Source organism: Pacificimonas aurantium (assembly GCF_020092905.1).
In the GTDB taxonomy this organism is placed as follows: domain Bacteria; phylum Pseudomonadota; class Alphaproteobacteria; order Sphingomonadales; family Sphingomonadaceae; genus Pacificimonas; species Pacificimonas aurantium.
The window spans coordinates 826841-847590 of the sequence record NZ_JAGSGB010000001.1 but is presented as its reverse complement, the minus strand read 5'-3'; the positions used below and the strand labels follow the sequence as shown (position 1 = coordinate 847590).

At 64.3% G+C, this 20750-nt stretch carries 25 protein-coding genes and 2 tRNA genes; 11 read left to right on the top strand and 16 right to left on the bottom strand.

Annotated elements, in window-relative coordinates; all coding sequences use genetic code 11:
- Positions 1-7: 7 nt before the first annotated feature.
- Both rplL and rplJ read right to left on the bottom strand, forming a co-directional pair.
- Positions 8-385 (bottom strand): 50S ribosomal protein L7/L12, encoded by a 378-nt coding sequence (rplL, locus tag KCN53_RS04175; RefSeq protein ID WP_088711305.1) that lies wholly within the window; start codon positions 383-385, stop codon positions 8-10.
- A 51-nt stretch (positions 386-436) separates the two neighbouring features.
- Entirely contained in the window at positions 437-952 is a 516-nt protein-coding gene (gene rplJ / locus KCN53_RS04170; RefSeq protein ID WP_088711306.1) for a 50S ribosomal protein L10, read from the bottom strand.
- A 551-nt stretch (positions 953-1503) separates the two neighbouring features.
- Here rplJ and KCN53_RS04165 point away from each other — a divergent pair.
- The 4 genes from KCN53_RS04165 to KCN53_RS04150 all read left to right on the top strand — a co-directional run bounded on the left by KCN53_RS04165 (position 1504) and on the right by KCN53_RS04150 (position 4266).
- The gene (locus KCN53_RS04165) at positions 1504-2160 is read left to right on the top strand and encodes a helix-turn-helix domain-containing protein (protein ID WP_172406152.1); all 657 of its coding nucleotides are present in this window, start codon (positions 1504-1506) and stop codon (positions 2158-2160) included.
- 104 nt (positions 2161-2264) lie between these two features.
- A complete protein-coding gene (locus KCN53_RS04160; RefSeq protein WP_088711308.1) occupies positions 2265-3137 on the top strand; it encodes a hypothetical protein in 873 nt (290 codons plus the stop codon).
- A gap of 66 nt (positions 3138-3203) precedes the next feature.
- A complete protein-coding gene (locus KCN53_RS04155) occupies positions 3204-3779 on the top strand; it encodes a hypothetical protein (RefSeq protein ID WP_088711309.1) in 576 nt (191 codons plus the stop codon).
- 34 nt (positions 3780-3813) lie between these two features.
- Positions 3814-4266 carry a hypothetical protein gene (locus tag KCN53_RS04150; RefSeq protein WP_088711310.1) on the top strand — a complete coding sequence of 151 codons (453 nt, stop codon included), beginning with the start codon at positions 3814-3816 and terminating at the stop codon, positions 4264-4266.
- Positions 4267-4341: 75 nt separating this feature from the next.
- Here the strand turns inward: KCN53_RS04150 and KCN53_RS04145 are convergent, their stop codons facing one another.
- The 10 genes from KCN53_RS04145 to KCN53_RS04100 form a co-directional block, all read right to left on the bottom strand.
- Complete coding sequence (locus tag KCN53_RS04145) at positions 4342-5241, bottom strand: alpha/beta hydrolase (protein WP_088711311.1); 900 nt, start codon at positions 5239-5241, stop codon at positions 4342-4344.
- 92 nt (positions 5242-5333) lie between these two features.
- Entirely contained in the window at positions 5334-6689 is a 1356-nt protein-coding gene (locus KCN53_RS04140; protein WP_224199350.1) for a PepSY-associated TM helix domain-containing protein, read from the bottom strand.
- The gene (locus tag KCN53_RS04135; protein ID WP_088711313.1) at positions 6686-7273 is read right to left on the bottom strand and encodes a hypothetical protein; all 588 of its coding nucleotides are present in this window, start codon (positions 7271-7273) and stop codon (positions 6686-6688) included. The genes KCN53_RS04140 and KCN53_RS04135 overlap by 4 nt, the downstream gene beginning before the upstream one ends.
- A gap of 1 nt (position 7274) precedes the next feature.
- On the bottom strand, positions 7275-9449 hold the full coding sequence (locus KCN53_RS04130; protein ID WP_088711314.1) for a TonB-dependent siderophore receptor: 2175 nt from the start codon (positions 9447-9449) through the stop codon (positions 7275-7277).
- 183 nt (positions 9450-9632) lie between these two features.
- Entirely contained in the window at positions 9633-10331 is a 699-nt protein-coding gene (gene rplA, locus KCN53_RS04125) for a 50S ribosomal protein L1 (RefSeq protein ID WP_088711315.1), read from the bottom strand.
- Positions 10332-10335: 4 nt separating this feature from the next.
- Entirely contained in the window at positions 10336-10767 is a 432-nt protein-coding gene (rplK, locus tag KCN53_RS04120; RefSeq protein WP_088711316.1) for a 50S ribosomal protein L11, read from the bottom strand.
- A gap of 92 nt (positions 10768-10859) precedes the next feature.
- Positions 10860-11399, bottom strand: a complete 540-nt coding sequence (gene nusG / locus KCN53_RS04115) for a transcription termination/antitermination protein NusG (protein WP_088711317.1) — start codon at positions 11397-11399, stop codon at positions 10860-10862.
- Positions 11400-11453: 54 nt separating this feature from the next.
- The gene (gene secE / locus KCN53_RS04110; protein ID WP_088711318.1) at positions 11454-11648 is read right to left on the bottom strand and encodes a preprotein translocase subunit SecE; all 195 of its coding nucleotides are present in this window, start codon (positions 11646-11648) and stop codon (positions 11454-11456) included.
- 150 nt (positions 11649-11798) lie between these two features.
- Positions 11799-11874 (bottom strand) — tRNA-Trp (locus KCN53_RS04105).
- Between the two features lie 198 nt (positions 11875-12072).
- Positions 12073-12549 carry an Hsp20 family protein gene (locus tag KCN53_RS04100; RefSeq protein WP_088711319.1) on the bottom strand — a complete coding sequence of 159 codons (477 nt, stop codon included), beginning with the start codon at positions 12547-12549 and terminating at the stop codon, positions 12073-12075.
- A gap of 197 nt (positions 12550-12746) precedes the next feature.
- Here KCN53_RS04100 and KCN53_RS04095 point away from each other — a divergent pair, with 197 nt between their 5' ends.
- From KCN53_RS04095 to KCN53_RS04075, 5 genes are all read left to right on the top strand, one after another.
- A complete protein-coding gene (locus KCN53_RS04095; RefSeq protein ID WP_224199348.1) occupies positions 12747-13190 on the top strand; it encodes a DUF1465 family protein in 444 nt (147 codons plus the stop codon).
- Between the two features lie 96 nt (positions 13191-13286).
- Positions 13287-13721: a DUF1761 domain-containing protein gene (locus KCN53_RS04090; RefSeq protein WP_088711320.1), complete on the top strand. Its 435-nt coding sequence runs from the start codon at positions 13287-13289 to the stop codon at positions 13719-13721.
- 32 nt (positions 13722-13753) lie between these two features.
- Positions 13754-14176: a VOC family protein gene (locus tag KCN53_RS04085; RefSeq protein WP_088711321.1), complete on the top strand. Its 423-nt coding sequence runs from the start codon at positions 13754-13756 to the stop codon at positions 14174-14176.
- Complete coding sequence (locus KCN53_RS04080; protein ID WP_088711322.1) at positions 14173-14901, top strand: NYN domain-containing protein; 729 nt, start codon at positions 14173-14175, stop codon at positions 14899-14901. Before KCN53_RS04085 ends, KCN53_RS04080 begins: the two co-directional genes overlap by 4 nt.
- A 254-nt stretch (positions 14902-15155) precedes the next feature.
- Positions 15156-15353, top strand: a complete 198-nt coding sequence (locus KCN53_RS04075; RefSeq protein WP_088711323.1) for a hypothetical protein — start codon at positions 15156-15158, stop codon at positions 15351-15353.
- An 83-nt stretch (positions 15354-15436) separates the two neighbouring features.
- On the opposite strand, the gene rlmB is transcribed toward KCN53_RS04075, so the two are convergent.
- Positions 15437-16204 carry a 23S rRNA (guanosine(2251)-2'-O)-methyltransferase RlmB gene (rlmB, locus tag KCN53_RS04070; RefSeq protein ID WP_088711324.1) on the bottom strand — a complete coding sequence of 256 codons (768 nt, stop codon included), beginning with the start codon at positions 16202-16204 and terminating at the stop codon, positions 15437-15439.
- Positions 16205-16344: 140 nt separating this feature from the next.
- On the opposite strand from rlmB, the gene KCN53_RS04065 reads away from it, so the two are divergent.
- Positions 16345-16430: transfer RNA gene (locus KCN53_RS04065), tRNA-Tyr, on the top strand.
- 122 nt (positions 16431-16552) lie between these two features.
- Here the strand turns inward: KCN53_RS04065 and KCN53_RS04060 are convergent.
- Together KCN53_RS04060 and KCN53_RS04055 are read right to left on the bottom strand one after the other, a co-directional pair.
- A complete protein-coding gene (locus tag KCN53_RS04060) occupies positions 16553-17131 on the bottom strand; it encodes a hypothetical protein (RefSeq protein ID WP_088711325.1) in 579 nt (192 codons plus the stop codon).
- Positions 17121-17603: an RNA polymerase sigma factor gene (locus KCN53_RS04055; protein WP_088711326.1), complete on the bottom strand. Its 483-nt coding sequence runs from the start codon at positions 17601-17603 to the stop codon at positions 17121-17123. Before KCN53_RS04055 ends, KCN53_RS04060 begins: the two co-directional genes overlap by 11 nt.
- 116 nt (positions 17604-17719) lie before the next feature.
- On the opposite strand from KCN53_RS04055, the gene KCN53_RS04050 reads away from it, so the two are divergent.
- Positions 17720-19144: an amidohydrolase family protein gene (locus tag KCN53_RS04050; protein ID WP_088711327.1), complete on the top strand. Its 1425-nt coding sequence runs from the start codon at positions 17720-17722 to the stop codon at positions 19142-19144.
- A 42-nt stretch (positions 19145-19186) separates the two neighbouring features.
- Here KCN53_RS04050 and KCN53_RS04045 read toward each other — a convergent pair whose 3' ends face one another.
- Positions 19187-20716, bottom strand: a complete 1530-nt coding sequence (locus KCN53_RS04045) for a C69 family dipeptidase (protein ID WP_224199346.1) — start codon at positions 20714-20716, stop codon at positions 19187-19189.
- Positions 20717-20750: the final 34 nt, after the last annotated feature.

The following is a 20750-nucleotide window of genomic DNA, read 5'->3' as shown; positions in this document are numbered from 1 at the left end:
CTCGAGCTTACTTGAGCTCGACGGTACCGCCGGCCTCTTCGATCTTCTTCTTGATCTCTTCGGCCTCGTCCTTGCTGACGCCTTCCTTCAGCGGCTTCGGCGCGCCTTCGACGAGCGCCTTGGCATCGCCCAGGCCGAGACCCGTGATCGCACGGACTTCCTTGATGACCTGGATCTTCTTGCCGCCGTCGCCCGTCAGGACGACGTCGAACTCGGTCTTCTCTTCGGCCGCCGCGGCATCGCCGCCGCCGCCAGCCGCCGGAGCGGCCGCAACCGCAGCCGCGGCCGAAACGCCCCACTTCTCTTCGAGCATCTTCGAAAGGTCGGCCGCCTCAAGGACGGTCAGTTCGGACAGCTGCTCAACAAGCTTCTCAAGATCTGCCATGATAATATTCCTTCAAATTCAATCGGTTCGTTTGAAAAACGCTGGTACGCCTCAGGCGTCTTCCTTGGCGGCGTAAGCGCCGAAGACACGGGCAAGCTGACCGGCCGGAGCCGCTGCGATCTGCGCGATCTTGGTCGCCGGGGCCTGGACCAGGCCGACAATCTTCGCACGCAGTTCGTCGAGGCTCGGCAGCGACGCGAGCTGCTTAACCTCGTCGGACGACAGGATCTTTCCATCCATGCCACCGCCGATGATCTCGAGCTTGTCGTTCGTCTTGGCGAAGTCGTTCGCCGCCTTGGCCGCAGCCACCGGATCGCTCGATGTCGCCAGGGCCGTGGGACCAACGAGGAAATCGGCAAGGCCCTCATAGGGCGTGCCTTCCAGCGCGATCTTGGCAAGACGATTCTTCGCGACCTTGTAGCTGGCACCGGCGTCGCGCATCTTCGCACGAAGCTCTTCGACGTCGGCCACCGTCAGGCCATGGTTCTTGGTAACCACGACGACGGCGGACTCCGTGAAGGTGCCCTTCAGCTGATCGACCAGCGCATGTTTTTCTGCGCGATCCATGCTTCACTCCTACATGCCCGCGCGAACGAGGCAGGAGCGATACCCCCGCCGTCCGCGCGAACGGCTCATATTCGAACCAGCCCTATGAAAAGGGACCGATCCATACTGTCCGATGGAAGAGTGAGGGGGGCCGCCCACCGACGAAAGGTCAGGCCGGGCAGACCGGAAATTCTCTCTTCCGTCTATGCGGGCGGATTTTAAGCCGGCCTGACCCTGTGAAAGGTCTCCGGCGCCTGCAGTCTCGGACGGGCGTCCGCGCACGGGGCACGGACCGGCAGTCACCTAGGCGCACGCGTGCGAAAGTCAATGGCCTGTGCCCTGCGAAAGCTGGGGACATGTCCACCGTTGCACCACGAAGCCCTGCCGCTCGGCAATTAACTCCCGGATCGGTGGTAAAATTCCTACGCTGGAAAGGAAAATTCCCCGAAGGTCCCTCGCCGCGAGTGAAGGGAGGGGCCCCCTTGACTGTCGACCGGGAAGACGACCCGGACCCGGTATGGGTCCGGTACATAGGAACCGATGCGCGCGTCTCTGGCGCCTTGCAAGACGCATTGAGCGAACTGCAAGGTCTGGTGTTTAGAACGGCGAATGACGGCCGGCGTGGATTGCCGGAAATTCTGATCTTCGATGCGCGTGCCGGCCCCGGCGGCCGCCTTGCCCTTCCCGGAATGGCGCCCAGCGGAGCCGTCGCGCTTCCCCTCGTGTCCGAGGGCCGCTTTTCGCGGCACATGATCTTCGATCATGGCTATGCAGACTATCTTGTCTGGCCGCTGATCTCGGCCGAGCTTGCCATACGGCTGGCCGGCTGCAGAACCCTGTTCTTTCCGGCCAATACGGACGCACCCGAGGCACGCGATCCGCTGGTGGCAAGGTGCTGCGCCTATATGCGCCGCAATCTGGACCGTGACATCCAGCTCAGCGAAGTCGTACGCGAACTGGGCACAAACAGGTCCTCGCTTTCCGCGCATTTTCGGCAGACCCTTGGCTGTTCTCCGATCGCCTGGCTCAGGCAAACCCGGCTTGCGCGCGCGGCTGAACTCCTCGAGACCACGGCTCTCCCGGTGGCAGAGATCGGCGCCGCGGTCGGCTATGACGACAGCAACAATTTTTCGACCGCGTTCCGGCGGGAATATGGCGCCCCGCCTTCGCTGTTCCGCAATTCGCATATCCGCAAAGGAATGCCGGACTCCCGCAAAGGCGGGAGCTGAAACGGCCCGGTAGAAAAACAGGTGGGACGGACTGCCGGCAGAGGGCCAAATCAGGCCGGCAAGCCGCCCCGATACCGAAACCCACACAAAGGACGGGGCCGACCATGACGACCACATCAGCAGTAAACATTCCGCGCTTCGAGCAGAAGCATATCGATGAGCAGTACGACAAGGCGCAGGACTTCTTCCGGCCTCAGCCGCTTATGCTGCGCGGTGCCGCAGACGATTCTGGGAATGCGGACATCGCGACCGACCAGGGAACCGTGCAGTTTCACCTGATCGGCCAGAAGACGACCGATCCGGCCTACAGCAGCATCATGAACGATAATCAGGACAACCTTCTGGGAATCGGCGGCCTGATCCACAATTATATGACCGCCCACTATCCGACGGTGAACACGGCGAAGCTCGACATCAACACGTGGAACAATGTCGTCGGCAACGTCCCCGCTCTCTCGATCGGCAAGGCGGTGCAGAAGAAATATTCCGACAGCATCGCGGGCACGTCGGTCTCCGGGACTTTCCTGTCGATGATCGCAAAAGCGATCATCACGGACGGCGCCTCGCTTCTGACCGACTTCAACTCATTCCTCGAGCAGGTGGGGAACATCACGTTCAGCGCGCATACGAAGGACCAGTCCTACAAGGCGCTCACCTGTACCTATCAGAGCTACCTCGTCGATAACGGTGCCGGCGGGTATTACGACTATGGCGCGATCGTGCTGCGACAGATCGAGTTCAACGAATATTTCATGGATCTCAAGTCGTCCTGTTCCGAAACGAAGCTCGTGAACGTCGACATGTCGTATACGGAGATCACGAACCTGGTGCAGACGCGCCGCATTCGCTCTGGCGGAGCCGACTACAACAACTTCCAGTCGCTCATTAACGCGAACTCTACCGAGCAGTTCAAGAAGGCGCAGAACTTCTTCAACGGCGGGAACACTCCTCAGGACGACATCAAACCGCAGGTCTGATGCCACCCGGGTACCGGGAGGGCGCCTCGCGCCCCTCCCTGCCCACAGTCTTGAAAGGAATGGGCTATGACCCCCTTTGTAGAGCTTCGAGCAGGCATGTTCATCGTGATCGCGCCGAAGACGGCGAAGATCGTCGCTGCGGATAGGATCTGCAGCGCGATCATGGCGAAGCTGACAGCGTCACCGGCGACGGTGCTGGACGGCGATGCCTGGCAACGCGTGGTCCAGGTGGTGCCCGATCAGGGATCGCCATCGATTTCCTCCCAGACCCTCTCGCATTCGTTGCAGCCGGCCGGATTGTCCCGGGCGGTAGCCCACCTCTGCGCGAAGCCGGTCGCGGGCAGGATGGCCTCTAGCGTCGCCAACGCAGTGGCGTCTCGGATTCAGGCACTTGGCAGCGTCAACAGCTTCAACTGCCTGGTCCTCGATCAGTCGTCTCGGGAAACCATCGGCACCGCGCTGACCTGTCTCGAGATCAGGAGCGCGGGGGGCGGGTCCGCCAGTGACTACACGTTCGACGTGACCACCATGACGTCGTCGCTCGACCTCAGAAATGCCGGAACGGCGGCCGATCTTAGCCAGATTTTCGGCAATTTTTCGGTGCCGCGCGACGCCGTTGCCTTCACCCGCCTCACGGCATGAGCGACCGGGGCGGAACACGAGAAAGGAAACCATTATGATTATCGCAGTATGTACAGACGATCCCATGATCGAGAACGTCGCCCGCGAAGCGAGCCAGTCAAATCATGCAACCTTTGGAGACTGGCACCGCGTCTTCGACGATCCGCTTCCGGATCTGGGAAAAGATGAGGATCTCTTCATCGTCGCTCATGGCGCTGCATTCGGGGACGAGAACCAGCCGGTCATCGGCAGCGAGGCGAACGACTTTTACCTCACGGCCCGGGATCTCAACAGCAACCTTCATATCTTCCCGGAGGGTTACTCTGGCGGCGTCTACGTTTCGGCATGCGAGTCCGCAGCGCCAGGCGCGAACGGGCTTAGCTTCGTGCAGTCCTACATGAGGATCATCGGCCCCAGCTTCCCCAACATGACCGCATGGGGCCACAGGCAATCGCTCGGCGGGCCGCTTCCGCCGCCCGGCGACTCCTCCTGGACGCAGGCCAGCTAGGCCGGGCGCGGACGGGGCTCTACAGACCGCTCCCCATGCGGAAATGTCGAGCCCCGTTTTCCGTTTCAGCCCTTCCTAGCCTGCGAGAAAATCCTTCACCCGCCTTTGCACGTCCTTCGCTTCTCTCGTGAAGGTAAAGAGCATGAAGTCATGCGGCGCGCCGCCATATTCGAAATAGTCGAGCGCGGCACCCGCCTGGCGGACCTTCTCCGCGAAGGTTCGCGCGTCAACGACGAACATGTCGCGGTCGCCCTGAAAGACGATCATGGGCGGCAATCCCTCAAGATCGGCAAATAGCGGGCTGAGCAGCGGTCCCGCGGCATCCTCCGGGCCGGCCCAGGCTTCTCCGCACCAGCGCAGGCCTTCGGCGCTCAGCATCACATCCGAGCTCTCAATCTCCGCCGACGCGGGATCCGACATGGTCAGGTCCAGCCAGGGCGAGAACAGGATCAGCCGGTCCGGCAGGGCACGTCCCGCCGCGCCTTCGTTCAGCGTTGCGGCAAGCGCCAGGTTCGCCCCCGCACTGTCACCGGCCAGCGCAATCGGTCCGTCATGCGAGGCTCGGACGCGTTCCAGTACCGTTTCGGCCAGCGCATGAGCTGGCCTGTGGTCGAACTCCGGGGCCAGCCCGTAAAAGGGCAAGGTGACCGTGGCCCCCGTGCTCTCGATCAGCTTCCCGATCATCCGCCAGTGAAAGGGCGACATGGGAAGAACGAAGCCGCCGCCATGAAAATAGACGATATGCCAGGCACTTGCACCGGTTCGCGGGGTCAGGGTCAGGACGCGCTGGCCTGCCTCGACCACTTCCTGGGGCGTGCACAGCTTCAAGAGCGAGGACGGCAATTTGGCAGGCGCGGCATCGCGCTTTGCAAGCACCGGCTTCAGTTTCTCGGGCGCCGGAAAGACCTTCGGCATAAGGCCCAGGGCGCCGGTAACCAGGCGCAGCGCGGGGCTTGGAGTCTTGGTGACGAGCATGGGCCTCTCCTATCAGCGGAGGAACGAGCCTAGCCCGGCTCGGCTCCGCATCACACTCGCGCTTTTCTGCGGACGGCCGGGTCGCCCCGCCGTCAAACGAGAAGGAGAACGAACGCCGCGACCAGACCGATCGGCGTCGCCGCCTGCAGCCCGGCCTTCAGACGCACCCCGCCAGCCGAGGCGGCCGCGCCGCAGACGACGGCAAGAAGGCCGATCCAGAAGATCGCCGCGAAGGGCAGCGCGAAGCCGGCGAGGAAAAGCTCGTTGCCGAACAGCGCCCGCAGGACGAAGGTCAGCACCAGCATCGCGGGCGTCCCCCAGACCAGCCCGTCCCAGGCGGCCCGCAGGCGCGGTTCATGGACGCCCCGGCGCGCGCGTTTCCCGAACCAGATGGACATACCGGTTGCGGTGATGACAGTCAGCGCGAGGCCGAACAGGATGTAGGCCAGCTTCACGGCCAGGCCGCCATAGTCGCCGAAATGCAGGCTGTAGACGGAGGCGGACGTTTGCTGTCCGAGCGGCCCGTCGGACAGACCCGCCGTCCCTTCGAAGTCCCCCTCCGCATCGAACAGGAAATATTCGCCGAAAATCAGACGGCGTGGCGGCGCGGCGATCAGCTGCACATGCTGGCCGGCGGTCATCGGGTCGTGCGCGATGATATAGGTCGGCCGATGTTCGGGGTAGTTGTCCTTTATGTAGCGGAGCGCCGGGGCGACGTTCGGCATGGGGGCGGGCGCCGGGTCCTCCGCGCGTTCCGGGCCGAAGAGCGGGGCATAGACGGCAGCAACGTCCCCCTCGTAATAACGGTCAGCGAGGCCATAGGCAGCCACCGTCGCAAGCCCGATCACGGCGCCCGTCAGCGCGATGGCAATGCCGAAGGGCAGCGTCCATACGCCAAGCCGGTTGTGCCAGTCCGTTACCCCGACACCGCCCTTGTCTCGGGCGCGCAGGCGGAATGCGTCGCGGAAGATGCGCGGATGCGCGATGATACCGGTGATGATGAGGGCCAGCATGGCCGCTCCCAGCGCACCGACCAGCGTAATCCCCCAGAGCGCGGGCAGGTTCAGCCTGTAGTGAAGCGCGTAAAGAAACTCCGACCAGGCGTTTTCCTCCGGCATCGCCACGGCACCGTCGGCATCGACATGAACGGCCTGACTGTCGGTCGTGATTGTCGTGCGCGGCAGACCCTCGGTTGGGAAATGGACGTAGAGATGCGTCGTGGGCGGACTGTCCGCCTCGCTTGCCAGCACCGTCTCGATTGCACGCTGCACCGCGTCGGGACTCGGCGCCGCCATCTCCGGCGCATTGGGCTGCTCGGCCCGCTGCCACTCCTCGTAAAGCACCAGCACGGTACCCGACAGGCAGATGATGTAGAGCAGCACCGCCGTGACGAGGCCCAGCGTCGTGTGGGCGGCAAGGCCGGGTTTGACGATGCGCTTCAGGTTCATGCCTGCCATCCAAGCAGGATGGGCGCATAGGCCGCAAGTCCCGGCAGGGCGAAGGCACCCATTGTCGCGAACCGTGCTCGGGACCGCTCCTGCATCAGGAAAATGGTAAGCAGGATCGCCCAGGCGACCGGCACGATCAGCAGTGCCAGCGAATTCGCGTCGGCCTCCTCCCATCCGCCAAGGATAGCGAGGCCGCGGCTCGCAATGCCGAGACCGATGGACACGAGCAGGCCGCCCAGCCCCGTAGTCAGGAAGACGAGCGAGCGGTGCAGGATACGGCGATCCGCGCGTTCTCGTGCTCGGCCCGCCTCACGCGGCTGCCTCACCGGCTTGCCGGCGGGCGCGCGCCGCGCTGCATCGAGCAGGAAGGCGCCAGCAAGGCCCATGCCGAACAGGCTCGCCACCGCGATACCCCAGGCCCCGCCGGAAAGGCCTCCGGCGACGGAGGCGGCCGCAAGCGCCGCCCAGCCCGCCGCGGTCATCGCCGGCGAGCGGCCGGCCCTGCTCCATGCGGCGCGCAGCAGCGCCACGCCCGCCATCGCAAGAAGGGCGGCAAGGATCAGGAGAAGGGCCCAGGCCTCCATGCTAGAACTCGTACTTCAGCGTACCGAAGACCTGCCGTGCCTCGCCAAGGAAGCAGTCGCCGCGCGCCAGGCAGGAGGCGTAGAAGTCCTCGCCCAGAAGGTTCGTCGAATTGACCGCGAAGCTCCAGCGCTCCCAGCTCAGTTCGGCAAGCGCATCGACAAGGAAATAGTCCGGAGTCTCTAGGCCATTGGGGAAGGCAGGGCCAAAGGATTTGGCTTCGCCCACATACCGGCCGCCCGCCCCCAGACGCAGCGACATGGCATTGCCAAGATCAAAGGCCTTTGATCCCCACAGCGATGCGAGGTGCTTGGGCACATTGTCCAGCTGCTTGCCGATCAGCGGCGCGTTCGCGGCGTCGGTCTCACTCAGATAGGCCTCGTTGTAGGAATAGGCGGCGATCAGGGAGAAGTCGCCTGCGAAGCTCTTGCGGGCTTCCAGTTCGAAGCCCTTCGAGGTGGCTTCGCCCGCCTGGATGCGGTCGTTGGGATCCGCCGTGGAATCGTCGCTGATCGCACGGTTCGTTTCCTTGATGTGGAATGCGGTCGCGGTGATCAGGGTGGTGGGATCGGGATGGATTTTCACACCCGCCTCGAACTGGCGCCCCTGCTTGGGCTCATAGGCCGGGCCACCGGCGAACAGCGTGCCCGAAATCGGCTCGAAGCTCTCCGTGTAGCTGAAGAAGGGAGACACGCCGTCCACCACTTCACCGATGATACCGGCACGGAAGGAGGTCGCGTCGGCATCGACATCGGCGGTTCCGGGCTGAGAGGTCGTCACGTCGTCGTGCCGGACGCCCAGGACGACCGAAACCCGATCCCAGATGCGAATCTGATCCTGCAGGTAAAAGCCGAGCTGCTTCTGCGAGGTATCGCTCGAAGAAGCCGGTTGCGGGATGCCGCCGTCATAGTCCAACAGCGAGTCATAGTCGATGTCGTAGATATCTATGAACTCATAGCCATAGCCCTGCGTCTGCCGGACGCGGTTCCAGCGATAGTCGACGCCGGCCAGCAACCTATGCTCGATCTCGCTGCCGGTGGCGAAATCGACCTGGAGGTTGTTGTCGGTCGAGAAGATGTCCATCGAGCCGATCGACCCGCTCGCATAAAGGCCGATCGTCCGCTGTTCTTCGTCCAGGTACGGGTTCAGCGGGTTCGAATAACTATCGGCGTAGTGCGTGAAATAGGTGATGTCGCTGTCGATGTAGCGCGCTTTCAGGTTCAGGCGCAGTGTGTCGTTGAACTCGTGTCGCAGCATACCCGTGCCCTGAAGCAGGCGGCCGTCATATCGGTCCCAGCCGGGCTTACCAACGAAGAGGTCTTCGGGCAGTTCGCCATTGGGATTGGGCAGCAGGGTGCCGACGAGAGGCGGAAACTGGCTCGTCGAGCCTGTATCGTCCTCCTGATAGAGGCCGATCAGCGTGACTTCGGTCCGATCGGTGGGCTGCCAGGTCACGGACGGTGCCACCATGACACGGTCGTCGCCAACATAGTCCACTCGCGTATCGGAGTCGCGGACGCGCACGGCCAGCCGGCCCGCGACATCGCCTGCGATCGTGCCGGTCACATCGGCGAGCGCTTCCTTGCGGTCGTAGGTGCCGTAGCGCAGGGCCACCTCGCCGCTCGTCTCGAACTCCGGCGTCTTAGAGACGAGGTTGATGATGCCGCCCAGCGCGCCGGCCCCGAACAGGACGGAGGCCGGACCGCGAATGATCTCGACCTGGTCGAAGTTATACGGATCGGCACGGATGCTGACATAGTAGCTGAAGATGTCGCGCATGCCGTCACGGAACTGCAGCGGCGTGACGCCGCGAATGAAGCCGCCATCGACCCGGCTGTCCGGCCCGTAGGGGTTCGCAACGACGCCTGCCGCGTAGCGGACGGTGTCGGAGATGGACAGCGCGCCCTGCGACAGGAACTCGTCGTCTGTGATGACGGTAATCGGCTGCGGCACCTCGATCAGGGGCGTATCGGTCTTCGTCGCGCCTTCGGCCGAGCGCCGCGCCGCGGTCACGACGATCTGCTCGTCGCTGACCGTGTCCGTCGCGGCCATCGCCAGCAGTACAGGTGCCGTCGCCGGTTGGCTGTCCGCTTCGCTGGCGGCCGTATCCGCAGCCTGAACGCTAGTAGCCGCCATGGCCGTACATGCCAGAAGCATGGGCATCCGGAATGCCATCATTCCCCCTTTTTCAGAATTGCTCGCAAATGAAGTGACGCGGCGGTTAATGCGAGGCGTTTTCATTTGCAAGCGCAAAGGGCGCGACTGCAGCCTGCCTGCTGATTTCCAGCATGCGGACAAGAAAAAGGGGCCGAAGCGTCGCCGCTCCGGCCCCTCGATCAATTGGCTGGTCGCTGTCGACGGTCAGACGTTGGCGACGTCCGCCACATCGACGGCCACACCCGGACCCATAGAGCTCGTAAGCGCGATCTTGCGCACGAACTTGCCCTTGGCGCCCGAGGGCTTTGCCTTCACGACCGCATTCACGAATGCATCGAAATTCTCCTTGAGGTCGGCCTCGGAGAAGCTCGCCTTGCCAATCCCGGCGTGAACGATACCCGCCTTTTCGACGCGGTACTGCACCTGGCCTGCCTTGGCGTCCTGCACGGCCTTGGCGACATCGGGCGTCACCGTACCCAGCTTCGGGTTCGGCATCAGGCCCTTCGGACCCAGAACCTTACCAAGACGGCCAACGATGCCCATCATGTCGGGCGAGGCGATGACGCGGTCATAGTTCAGGTTACCGGCCTGCATGTCTTCCATCAGGTCCTCGGCGCCCACGACGTCCGCACCGGCTTCCTTGGCCTTCTCCGCATTGTCGCCCTTGGCGAATACGGCGACCTTCATTTCCTTGCCGGTACCCTTGGGCAGGGAAACCATGCCGCGAACCTGCTGGTCCGCATGGCGCGGGTCGACACCCAGGTTCATGGAGATCTCGATCGTCTCGTCGAACTTCGCCGTCGCCAGTTCCTTGACCAGCTTGATGGCGTCGTCCGCCGCGTAGAACTTCTCGCGGTCGACCTTCTCGAACTGCTCTTTCTGCTTCTTGCTCAGCTTTGCCATGATCTTAGCCCTCCACCACGACGAGGCCCATCGACCGGGCGGAGCCGGCGATGATCTTCTCGGCGGCGTCCAGGTCGTTCGCCGACAGGTCCTTCATCTTCTTCTCGGCGATGTCGCGCAGCACGGAGCGCTTGATCTCGCCGGCGACTTCGCTGCCAGGAGCCTTCGAGCCGGACTTCAGCTTCAGCGCCTGCTTGATGAAGTAGGTGGCGGGGGGCGTCTTGGTCTCGAACGTGAAGCTGCGGTCGGCATAGACCGTGATCTTCGTCGGGATCGGCGCGCCCTTTTCCATTTCCTGGGTGGCCGCGTTGAACGCCTTGGTGAATTCCATGATGTTGACGCCGCGCTGACCGAGGGCCGGGCCCAGCGGCGGCGACGGATTGGCGGCGCCCGCGGGCACCTGCAGGTTGATGTAACCTGCGATCTTCTTAGCCATTACCTTCGTCCTTTCTCAGACTTAGCGGTCAAACAGCGATCAGAGACCGCCTCCCGCACACACATCCCGGCCCGTCGTAGGACCGGGAATTCCTATTTCACCCGTTCGACCTGGTCGAAGTTCAGTTCCACCGGGGTCGCCCGGCCGAAGATCGAGACCGAAACCTTCACGCGGCCCTTCTCGAAATCGATTTCCTCGACGATGCCGTTGAAGCTGGCGAACGGCCCGTCCAGCACCTTCACCTCGTCGCCGATTTCGAAATCGACCTTGATCTGCTGCTTCGGCTTGGAGGCCTCGTCGTCCTTCGTCGCCATGATGCGGTCGGCCTCGGCCTGGCTGATTGGCGTGGGTTTCCCGCCGACACCCAGAAAGCCGGTTACCTTCGGCGTATTGTTGATCAGGTGGAAGACATCGTCCGTCATATGCACCTTGGCGAGGACGTAGCCCGGGAAATAGCGGCGCTCGGTCTGCACCTTCTTGCCGCGCTTGATCTCGGTAACCTGTTCGGTGGGCACCTCGATCGCCTCGACGAGCTGCTCCAGGCCCAGGCGCGCCGCCTCCGCGATCACCGCGTCCTTCACCTTGTTCTCGAAGCCCGAATAGGCCTGAACGATATACCAGCGCGCTGCCATGCCTGTCTCTTGTCCTCGCTACCCGTTTTCCGTGTGCGCCTAGGGCCGCAGCACCTAGCCGATATCCAGAACCAGCTGCACCAGCCGGCCCAGGACCTGATCGACGCCCAGGAAGAAGACGCTGAGAAGGCTGGTCATGATCAGCACCATGATGGTCGTCACGATCGTTTCCTGCCGAGTCGGCCATGTGACCTTCGACATTTCCTGCCGCACTTCGCGGACATATTTGCCCGGATTGAAGTTCGCCACGTTCGACCTCTCGTCTCGTTCCCGGATCCTGCCGCGCACCTCGGCGCACAAACAGGTACAGACCGCCCGCGCCCGCCCTTCACGATCGGGCGGCGGCGGCCGGCCAAACCTTCACCTAATGTCCCGTCTGCGACTGTTAAAGCCGCGCCCTGGCAGGGGCGGAGGGACTCGAACCCACGGCCCTCGGTTTTGGAGACCGATGCTCTACCAACTGAGCTACACCCCTAGAGCCCGGGACGCGGCTACTTAGGAACGCGCGCGTGGCTTTGCAAGAAAAACGGCGCGCGCCGATGAGAAGCCGCTACGCGCGGCTGCGGCGGGCGCCTTCAGAAGCAAACCGGGCTGCCCACGAGAAAGGGCCGCGCCCGCCTGAAGCGGACGCGGCCCCGGCAGTCAGCGACGAACTATGTCGCCGCGCACAGCTCTAGGCGGCGGCGCGGCTCTCGTCGTCCGCAGTCTCGCCTTCGATCGGGGTCGGCTGCTGCTTGCCGCCGATGTGGATCTTGCGCGGCTTCTTGTGCTCGGGAATTTCGCGCACGAGACCGATGTTCAGGAGGCCGTTTTCGAACGTGGCGTCGGTCACCTTGATGACGTCGGCCAGCTGGAAGCGACGTTCGAAGGCCCGCTTGGCGATTCCACGATGGAGGAATTCGCGGTCGTCGGCTTCCTCCGCCGCGCGGCCCGTCACGATCAGGACATTTTCCTGCACCGTCAGGTCCAGCTCGTCTTCGGCAAAGCCGGCAATGGCCATCTGGATCCGGTACTCGTTCTCGCCCAGCTTTTCGATATTGTAGGGCGGATAGGCGCTTCCCTCGTCGCGCATGGCGAAGTCGGCCATACGGCTGAGATTTTCAAAGCCGATGGAGCTGCGGAGAAGGGGGCTCAGGTCAAAACTACGCATGTCATCATCCTTTCATTCAAGCGATCATGCATCTATGTCTCCCGCCATGACGGCCGGGAGGGGTCGTTCGACGGAAGCGGGGCCCAGCCCCGAATGCGGGCGCTGAGCGTTTCCGTCCCTGAAGAAATGGGTTGTTAATTCTTCCGCTTCAAGAGGAGGAATACGGGGTCCAGACAGCCAAGTGAGGAGGACAGCCCGTGGAGCTGACCGAGAAACTTGTGGAGTCCCTGTATGTCGAGGCCATGCGCCTGGCCGACGACGCGCGTCTCTACTTCGACGAGGCCGGCAAGACGGACCGGGAGCGCCTGCTGCCGATGCAGCGCGTGCAGTTCTCCTGCGAAAGCCTGCGCGTCACCACCCGGCTGATGCATGCCGTGTCCTGGCTGCTCAACCGCAAGGCGGTCGCGGCGGGCGAACTCAGCGAGGAAGAGGGGCTTTCCCCCGAACGGCGGCTGGGCCGCGCCGGCGATGCCGCCTGCGACGAAGAAACGCTCGGTGCCCTGCCCGATCGCGCGCGCGAAATCATCGAAGCCAGCCGCGACCTTTATGAACGGGTGAAGCGACTCGACGCCACTCTTGCGGAGGATGCCCCGCCAAGTCCTGCGCGCAAGCTGATGGGCGACCTCGAAAAGCGCTTCTAAGCGGCTCGCGCTCCCCTTCTGCGCCGCGCTGGAGTAGACTGGGCCCGCTGGGCGTCCGCCACAGCGAGCGGCGCGCCCTTTCGGGGGAGATCGGCCATGGACTATATTTTCGACAATCTCGCCGCCATTCTCGCGGCGGCTGCGGCGGCCTGGCTGTTCGGCGCGGTCTGGTACGGGCTCCTCGGAACCCGGTGGATGAAGGCGGCGAGCCTTCAGGAAAGCGATATCCGCAGGCCGGACGGTTCGACCAGCAAACTGCCCTTCATTCTCGCGTTCATTTTCGAGGCCTGGATGGCCGCCGTCCTTGCGGGCGCGCTCATCCTCGCGCCCGTAGAAGCCGGCGGCTGGACGGTCGCGCTCGGCACCGCCTTCATCCTGTGGGTCGGTTTCGTCCTGCCGACGCAGCTTATCAATCACCGCTACACGATGAGGCCCTGGGCGCTTACCGCCATCGACACGGGCCACTGGCTCGGCGTTCTCCTTTTACAGGCGGCCGTGCTGACGCTGATCGGCGTGTCGCTGGCGCCGTAGCCTTCGCCCGGGCGCGCTGATAGGTCAGGCGCATGCCACCATTTCACCTCGCCTTCCCCGTCGACGACCTCGACGCCGCGCGCCGCTTTTATGGTCATCTGCTCGGCTGCCCCGAAGGACGCTCGTCGACCGAGTGGATCGACTTCGACTTTTTCGGCCACCAGATCGTGGCGCATCTCGCGCCGTCCCGGGTCGGCGACGCCCACGCCAATGCCGTCGACGGCGATGCCGTTCCAGTGCCGCATTTCGGCGCGGTGCTTTCGCCGGAGGTCTTTGCATCGCTGGCGGAACGTCTGAAGGAGGCGGGTACGGAGTTCGTCATTTCGCCGCGCACCCGCTTTGCCGGCACGGCCGGGGAACAGTCGACGATGTTCCTGCGCGACCCTGCCGGCAACGCGCTGGAATTCAAGGCGATGCGCAGTCCGGAAAATCTGTTTGCCAAGGATCCTGCATGACCGAGACCGACCAAAGCCGTTCCATCGCGCTCCTGATCGATGCCGACAATGCATCGCCGAACCATCTCGACCCCGTTCTCACGGTACTTGCCGAACTGGGCGAGGTGAATGTCCGCCGCGCCTACGGCAACTGGCGAAAGCAGGCGCTGAAGAGTTGGGCCGACCTCACCCTCGAATATGCCATCGAGCCCTACCAGCAGTTCGACATCGTCAAGAAGAAGAACGCGTCCGACATGCGCATCGTCATCGATGCCATGGACCTCCTCTTCGCCGGGAAGGTCGGCGGCTTCGGCATCATGTCTTCGGACTCCGACTTCATGCCGCTCGCCCAGCGCATCCGGCAGGACGGCCTTCCCGTCTACGGCTTCGGCACCGAGCGTGCGCCGCAGGCATTCCGCGCGGCCTGCACGCGCTTTATCGACGTGGCAGCCCTCCAGAAGGAGGAGGAATCGGAAAATGGTCCGGCACGCAAGCCCGCACGGAATCGCAAGAAGGCGGTGGATAAGGAGCTGCTGTCGCTGCTCGTCGACGCCTATGACAGCGTGAAGCGCGACGATGACGGCTGGGCACGGCTGTCCGAAGTCGGGCAGCGCGCCGGCAACCGGTCCAGCTTCGATGCCCGCAATTACGGTTATTCGCGGCTTTCGGACCTACTGACCGACGTGCCCCAGTTCGCCGTGGAGACCCGGTCCGACCGCCAGCAATATGTAAAGCGGCTACGCTAGCGCTACTTTGCGTCGCGCCGGTGCCCTGCGCGGGAATGCGACGAACGGTGCGCAGTCGCTCTTGTGACAGCCAGCCGTACAACTTATAACCCATGTTAACACTTTATTTGGCTCGTCCGGCAGGCCGCTCATGCCTTCCCGGATGTTCAAGCGCGGCGGACTGACGTGGCGCGGCGGACCCATATGTCCTTTTCCGCCCCCCGCTGTCCGCCTCCGCCTGAGCCGACGTCGCAGCCGGAACGCAGGAACTAGGCATGATCAAAAAGTCCAACCGAACCTTTCGGCTGGTCAGCGGAGCGGTGTTGGCTCTGGTGATGATGAGCGCCACACTGGTGGGCTGGCTAGTCCTCGGCCGGCATGTCGAGCTTGCCGACTTCCTTCTCGATGGAGGCTTCGGTTTCGTGGGCGGCTTCGTTCTTTCGGGCCTGCGCGACCGCCAACCTTTACCCTGAGGCCCGCCGTCCGGCGCCGCCGGAACCGCAGCATTCCAACGGTTCGCTATTTGGGATTGGCGACAGTGCGGCCGCAGGCCGGGCTAACCCTCCCGTCCGACTTCGTACAGGGCCACGGCCGCAGCGTTGGACACGTTCAGGCTCTCAACCGCCTGCGAGATAGGCAGGCGGGCCGTGACATCGCAATGCCCGGCCACATTGGGCCGCAGCCCCGACCCTTCCGCACCCAATACCAGGCAGGCGGGCATGTCACGCTGCGCCGCGGCCAGCGTCATGTCCGCCTCACCGGCGAGACCGATGCGCCAGTAGCCCGCATCCCCGATGTCTTCGAGGGCACGCGCAAGATTCGTGACCCGGGCCCAGGGCAGACGTTCGAGGGCACCGGAGGCGGCCTTTGCCAGCGCTCCCGATTCCGGCGGCGAGTGCCGGTCCTGCGTGACGATGCCGGCCGCGCCGAATGCGGCGGCGGAGCGAATGATCGCTCCCACATTATGCGGATCGGTCACTTGGTCGAGCACGAGGATCGGGCGCTTCCGGTCCGTCCCCAACCATAGTTCGTCGAGCGCGACCGGTTCCAGCGGGTCGCATTCCAGCACCAGGCCCTGGTGCGGCGCGCCCTCGGGAACCATGCGCGCCAGCGCCGCGCCGTCGCCCCGCTCGACGATGAAGTCGTCCGGCAGGTGATATTTCTGCGCGATGTCCGCCGTGACGAACAGCTTGCGGCAGTGACGCTCGGGATTGTCGAGCGCCGCTTCCACCGCATGTCGGCCATAAAGGCGCAGCTGACCGCTCTTGCCCTTCGCGCTGAGTTCGCGGCCCGCCCGGCCGCGCCTGATTTTTGATCGTGCCATAGGCGTCCGCTACAAGAGCACGGATGCCGTGACCAGCCGGTTGACTTGACGCCTGCCGTTCGCCAGATAGCGCGCCTTCTCGGACATGACGGTACGACGACGCCCCCTGGTTGGGCCCGGTCGTCCGCTCACCCGCTGTTGGAGGGGTGGCCGAGTGGTTAAAGGCAGCAGACTGTAAATCTGCCCGCGTATGCGTACACAGGTTCGAATCCTGTCCCCTCCACCACCTTCCCCGATCTGACGGCTCACCGCTCCTCTCGCTGGGTGCCAGGCGCGATCCTTCGATAGGGGGCGGACTCTCCCGCTCGCACCCGCTTGAGCTTCGCGCCGCGCATGTTCCCGGGGACCTCAGCCCTCCAGTTCGCTCAGCATCGTGTCGCAACGCTGGATTTCCGCGTTCAGCTGCCGGGCGCGCCGCGCCTGCCACAGCCACGTCGCACCCGCGACGCCAAGCCAGACCAGCGCGATGGGGACCGTTCCGGCGGCAGTTGCGTGGTCCGCGAGATGAAGACCTAGGAGCCCGGCCGCGCCCGCGCCGAGCAGCAACGCGGCGACGCGCGCGCTCCATAGCAGGTTGAGGGCGGCCTCGGCCTGGGTACGTGCTGCCCGCAGCGCGCCTTCCGGCGACGCGCCCGCGCCGAGCCTGGCCAGTTTCATCAGGCCGACCAGTTCCAAAAGCATCAGCGGAAACGCCGCCAGCAGGACGCCCCCCGCCAGGGCGAACGTAGACCCCTCGCCCGCAAAGGCCAGCCACAGGAACCAGAGGGCAATGGGAAGGGCGAGGATCGTCGCCGCAACCTTCCCAGTGAGCAGTAGCCGCGTCCGCCGCTGCCGTCGCTGGGTTCGCTCGTACAGCCGCTCGGTATCGACCGTCTGGCGCTGCCAGTCAGCTCTCAGCGCTCCCAGAATATCGTCGTCATCGGGCATCGAGCATCTCCCTCAGGCGGGCCTTCGCCCGGTTCACCCGCACCCCCACATTCGACACGCTGATGTCGAGCGCTTCGGCAATTTCCGCATAGCTCAGATCCTCGAGCACCAGCGTCATGACCTGGCGGTAGGGAAGCGGCAGTCTCCTCACCGCGGTCGTCACCATGCGGGCACGCTCGTCGGCGAGCAGCAATTGTTCGGGCGTTTCGGCCTGCCCCTCCGGCAGGTTCGGAAGGTCGCCCTTTCGCCGGGCCGCCTGGCGCATGACATGCGTCACGCTGCGATTATGAGCGATCCGGAAAACGAAGGGCGCCAGGCTTTCTGCCTGCTTGAGCGACGGCAACGATCCGTGGACCGCCACCAGAATGTCTTGCAACAGATCCTCCTGCAGCGCCGGGTCCGCTTCATAGGATGCCGCCACGCGGGCGAGCCCCGAGCCGTAGGCGGTGATGATGTCTCTTAGATCGGCCATGCGCGCGTTAAGTCGCCATTCTCGCCCGGTTTCTTACAAATTCTCTTTTCGGCGGATTCTGTAAGCCGCCGACTCTCGCGGGCGACTGAAAGGGCACAACCGCAAAGGAGCCTTTCATGCGCATTCGATCGTTCGCCTCCCTTCTTCTCGCCGCCGTTGCCCTGCCTGCCGTTGCCCTGCCTGCCGCCGCGCAGGACCTGTACCACGGGCTGACGATCCTCGATCCCGATACCGGCACCGCAAGTCCGGACAGCTATATCCTGGTCGAGGACGGGCATATCGCGGCGATCGGAACGGGACTTCCCGCCGCACATGGCGATGCGGTGCTGCACGACCTCGGCGGCCAGTGGGCCCTGCCCGGCCTGATCGACACGCACGCTCATCTGACGCTCGGCCCGACCGAGATCAGGGTCGAGGATGAGGTGCCGGTCATGCGCGCTGTTACCGATCAAGAAATCGTCACGCATGGCGCGCGCATGCTGCTTTCCTACGGGATCACGACCATCCGCAACCCCGGCGGCTCGACCGAGGAGAATGCGCGATATGCCGCTGAGCGGGAGGCGGGCGAGCGCCTCGGCCCGGAAATGGTGTGGGCGGGCGAGATCATCGACCGCGGCCCCTTCGCCTTCGAGAACCTGGTCACGCTCGTCACGCCGGAAGACTCCGTCGCGGATATCGTCGCCGCTCAGGCGGATGCCGGCGCACGCTACGCCAAGCTCTACACCGGCCTCGACGAAGACGACCTCGCGCAGGGAATTGGGATGGCTCACGAGCACGGCATGCAGACCATCGGCCATTTCGGCGATGTCAGCTGGACGCGCGCCGCCGACCTCGGCATCGACTCGATCGTCCATGCCATGCCGACCAGCCCGGACTTGCTGCCCGCGGACCGCCGCAAGACGTATCTGGAAACCCGCCGGCAAGGACCTCTCCAGTTCTTCGAATGGTATGAGGCTGCTGCCCTCGATGCCCCTGAGATCGCGCAGATGATCGAGACGCTGGCCCGAAACGACGTGACCTTCGATGCCACCTTGGTCGCCTTCGAGCCCGCCTTCTTCGGCGACGACGAACAGCTGCTCTCGTCGGTGGCCGAACATGCCCACCCGGACATGGTGAAGAACTGGCGCAGCGGCTTCCGTTTCGATGCCGGCTGGCAGGCCGACGACTATGCCCGCGCCCGCGCCATCTGGCCGAAGGCGCTCCAGTTGGTGCGCATGATGTACGAGGGCGGGGTGCCGATGACCATCGGGACGGACTTCGCCAATCCGTTCATTGCCCCGGGCCTCAGCATGTCGAGGGAGATGGCGCTGCACCAGCAGGCCGGTATCCCCGCCTCTGCGGTGCTGCGCATGGCAACCTCGGACGCGGCGCGTTCGCTGGGCCTCGACGACCGGATCGGCGCCATCCGGCCGGGTATGGAAGCGGACATATTGTTTCTCGCCGCCGACCCGCGCCCAGACCTGGCCCGCATCGCCAATGTGGAAGGGGTTATGAGCGACGGCATGCTGATGACGCCGAAGGATCTGCGCAGCGGCTTCTGACCGTCGGCGACCCCGTGATGGCGGCGGAGGGGCCTTTACAGGTCACTCGGCATGATCGGGGTCGCCATTCGCCAGGCAGTTCACCGTCGGGTCCAGCGTATTGATGCGTCCGCCGTCCGGCGCGCGCCGCCCGCCCACCAGGCGTATATAGGCGTCCAGCGCCTCGGCGATCGTGTCCCCCAGATCGAGGGCGGCGATCGCGCGCGTTCCGGCAAAATGGGTAAGCAGCTCGCGCGCAGCGCCCCGGTCCCCGCCGTCGATCATGGTTCCGGCCATGTGTTCGACCCAAGACAGGTCGGCCTGCGTCTCACGCTCGAAGCCGGTAAGCATCTCGGTGACGGGCCCCAGCAGGCGGTCCGGGTCCGAACAGGCGAAATACATCACCCGCTTGAATGTGCGTCCGGCGAAGCGGGTGGCTTCCTGTATCTGGTAATCGGGGTTGAGGAAGGTCGCGGCCGAATCCTTGGTCAGGTAGCGATGCTGAGCATACTCCATGGGCACCTTCTCGACGCCCAGCCACCAGACATTGAACGGCGCGGCAACCGAGCCGGTCGGTGCGTTCCAGACCCGGATGAGATCAGCGTCGGGCAAATCCTTTCTCAGGCTGACGACCTGTCCGTAACCGCTGTCGTCGTCTACAACCCGCGGATCGCGAACCCGCTGCATCAGGTCGCTTTCGCTGACGGGCGCCATCGCCCGGGTTGCCGCCTCCATGGCCGCAGGCGACATCAACTTGATGCCCGGCTCCCGGTAATCGCGAATGCTCTGGTCGCCATAGACATGCTGGACATTGAACGACTCGCCCGATGCCGGGTCGAACCAACCCCGTTCGACCGCGAAGGAAATGAAATTGTCAGAAGCGAGAAAGTCGGAATCGCTGGCAAGGTCGGTAGGAATGTCGCCAATCCCGCCCGGATAGAGCACGCGCACATCGTCCTCATGCAGGCGCTCTGCCACCCAAAGGCCCTGCCCGCCCGCGAACTCCCACACGACCCAGCCCTCATTCGGATCGGCGATCAGATGGGTGTTGCCGCCATAGGTCGCGAAGCCGTGCCGTGCGATCAGCTCGCCTATGATTTCGACCCCTTCGCGCGCCGTGCGGGCACGCTCCATGACGATACGTGCGAGATCGGAATATTGCAGGCCGCGCTGCGGGCGAGGCGTCATCTCGACCAGTTCCCGGCGGCTCGGCGCCCAGACATCGCGTACCGCAACCTGATGCTCGTTGACGCCGCCATTCGTCAGCGGCGGGGGAAAGCCCTCGAAGTCCGTGTAGGCCATATGCATGTAGCGGAAGGTGTGGGGGACCTGGGGGATCTCGATCAGCTCCCCGGGGATTACCGCCTCGGCTGTGACGCCGACCTTGATCGTGGCGCCGGACGGGTGACTTCTGGCGGGAACGATCTCAAGCCAGTGGCTCGACACCTCTTCTCCCGTACCGCCGACCAGCACGCTGCCATCGTCGGTCAGGTCCCTACCGACATAAAAGGCGTAGCTCGCTTGCGCCGCGGCGGCGGTAACCAGCGCAGCGCAGGCGAGTGCGGTCGAGGCGGCGCGCAGCAGGGATGGCAAGAAGAGAACCTCCTTCATCGCCGACAGATGCTGC

What these genes read in the sequence shown, in the direction of transcription:
- rplL (WP_088711305.1), bottom strand. Translation starts at nt 385, where the DNA reads ATGGCAGATCTTGAGAAGCTTGTTGAGCAGCTGTCCGAACTGACCGTC.
- rplJ (WP_088711306.1), bottom strand. Translation starts at nt 952, where the DNA reads ATGGATCGCGCAGAAAAACATGCGCTGGTCGATCAGCTGAAGGGCACC.
- KCN53_RS04160 (WP_088711308.1), top strand. Translation starts at nt 2,265, where the DNA reads ATGACGACCACATCAGCAGTAAACATTCCGCGCTTCGAGCAGAAGCAT.
- KCN53_RS04155 (WP_088711309.1), top strand. Translation starts at nt 3,204, where the DNA reads ATGACCCCCTTTGTAGAGCTTCGAGCAGGCATGTTCATCGTGATCGCG.
- KCN53_RS04150 (WP_088711310.1), top strand. Translation starts at nt 3,814, where the DNA reads ATGATTATCGCAGTATGTACAGACGATCCCATGATCGAGAACGTCGCC.
- KCN53_RS04145 (WP_088711311.1), bottom strand. Translation starts at nt 5,241, where the DNA reads ATGCTCGTCACCAAGACTCCAAGCCCCGCGCTGCGCCTGGTTACCGGC.
- KCN53_RS04140 (WP_224199350.1), bottom strand. Translation starts at nt 6,689, where the DNA reads ATGAACCTGAAGCGCATCGTCAAACCCGGCCTTGCCGCCCACACGACG.
- KCN53_RS04135 (WP_088711313.1), bottom strand. Translation starts at nt 7,273, where the DNA reads ATGGAGGCCTGGGCCCTTCTCCTGATCCTTGCCGCCCTTCTTGCGATG.
- KCN53_RS04130 (WP_088711314.1), bottom strand. Translation starts at nt 9,449, where the DNA reads ATGATGGCATTCCGGATGCCCATGCTTCTGGCATGTACGGCCATGGCG.
- rplA (WP_088711315.1), bottom strand. Translation starts at nt 10,331, where the DNA reads ATGGCAAAGCTGAGCAAGAAGCAGAAAGAGCAGTTCGAGAAGGTCGAC.
- rplK (WP_088711316.1), bottom strand. Translation starts at nt 10,767, where the DNA reads ATGGCTAAGAAGATCGCAGGTTACATCAACCTGCAGGTGCCCGCGGGC.
- nusG (WP_088711317.1), bottom strand. Translation starts at nt 11,399, where the DNA reads ATGGCAGCGCGCTGGTATATCGTTCAGGCCTATTCGGGCTTCGAGAAC.
- KCN53_RS04100 (WP_088711319.1), bottom strand. Translation starts at nt 12,549, where the DNA reads ATGCGTAGTTTTGACCTGAGCCCCCTTCTCCGCAGCTCCATCGGCTTT.
- KCN53_RS04090 (WP_088711320.1), top strand. Translation starts at nt 13,287, where the DNA reads ATGGACTATATTTTCGACAATCTCGCCGCCATTCTCGCGGCGGCTGCG.
- KCN53_RS04085 (WP_088711321.1), top strand. Translation starts at nt 13,754, where the DNA reads ATGCCACCATTTCACCTCGCCTTCCCCGTCGACGACCTCGACGCCGCG.
- KCN53_RS04080 (WP_088711322.1), top strand. Translation starts at nt 14,173, where the DNA reads ATGACCGAGACCGACCAAAGCCGTTCCATCGCGCTCCTGATCGATGCC.
- KCN53_RS04075 (WP_088711323.1), top strand. Translation starts at nt 15,156, where the DNA reads ATGATCAAAAAGTCCAACCGAACCTTTCGGCTGGTCAGCGGAGCGGTG.
- rlmB (WP_088711324.1), bottom strand. Translation starts at nt 16,204, where the DNA reads ATGGCACGATCAAAAATCAGGCGCGGCCGGGCGGGCCGCGAACTCAGC.
- KCN53_RS04060 (WP_088711325.1), bottom strand. Translation starts at nt 17,131, where the DNA reads ATGCCCGATGACGACGATATTCTGGGAGCGCTGAGAGCTGACTGGCAG.
- KCN53_RS04055 (WP_088711326.1), bottom strand. Translation starts at nt 17,603, where the DNA reads ATGGCCGATCTAAGAGACATCATCACCGCCTACGGCTCGGGGCTCGCC.
- KCN53_RS04050 (WP_088711327.1), top strand. Translation starts at nt 17,720, where the DNA reads ATGCGCATTCGATCGTTCGCCTCCCTTCTTCTCGCCGCCGTTGCCCTG.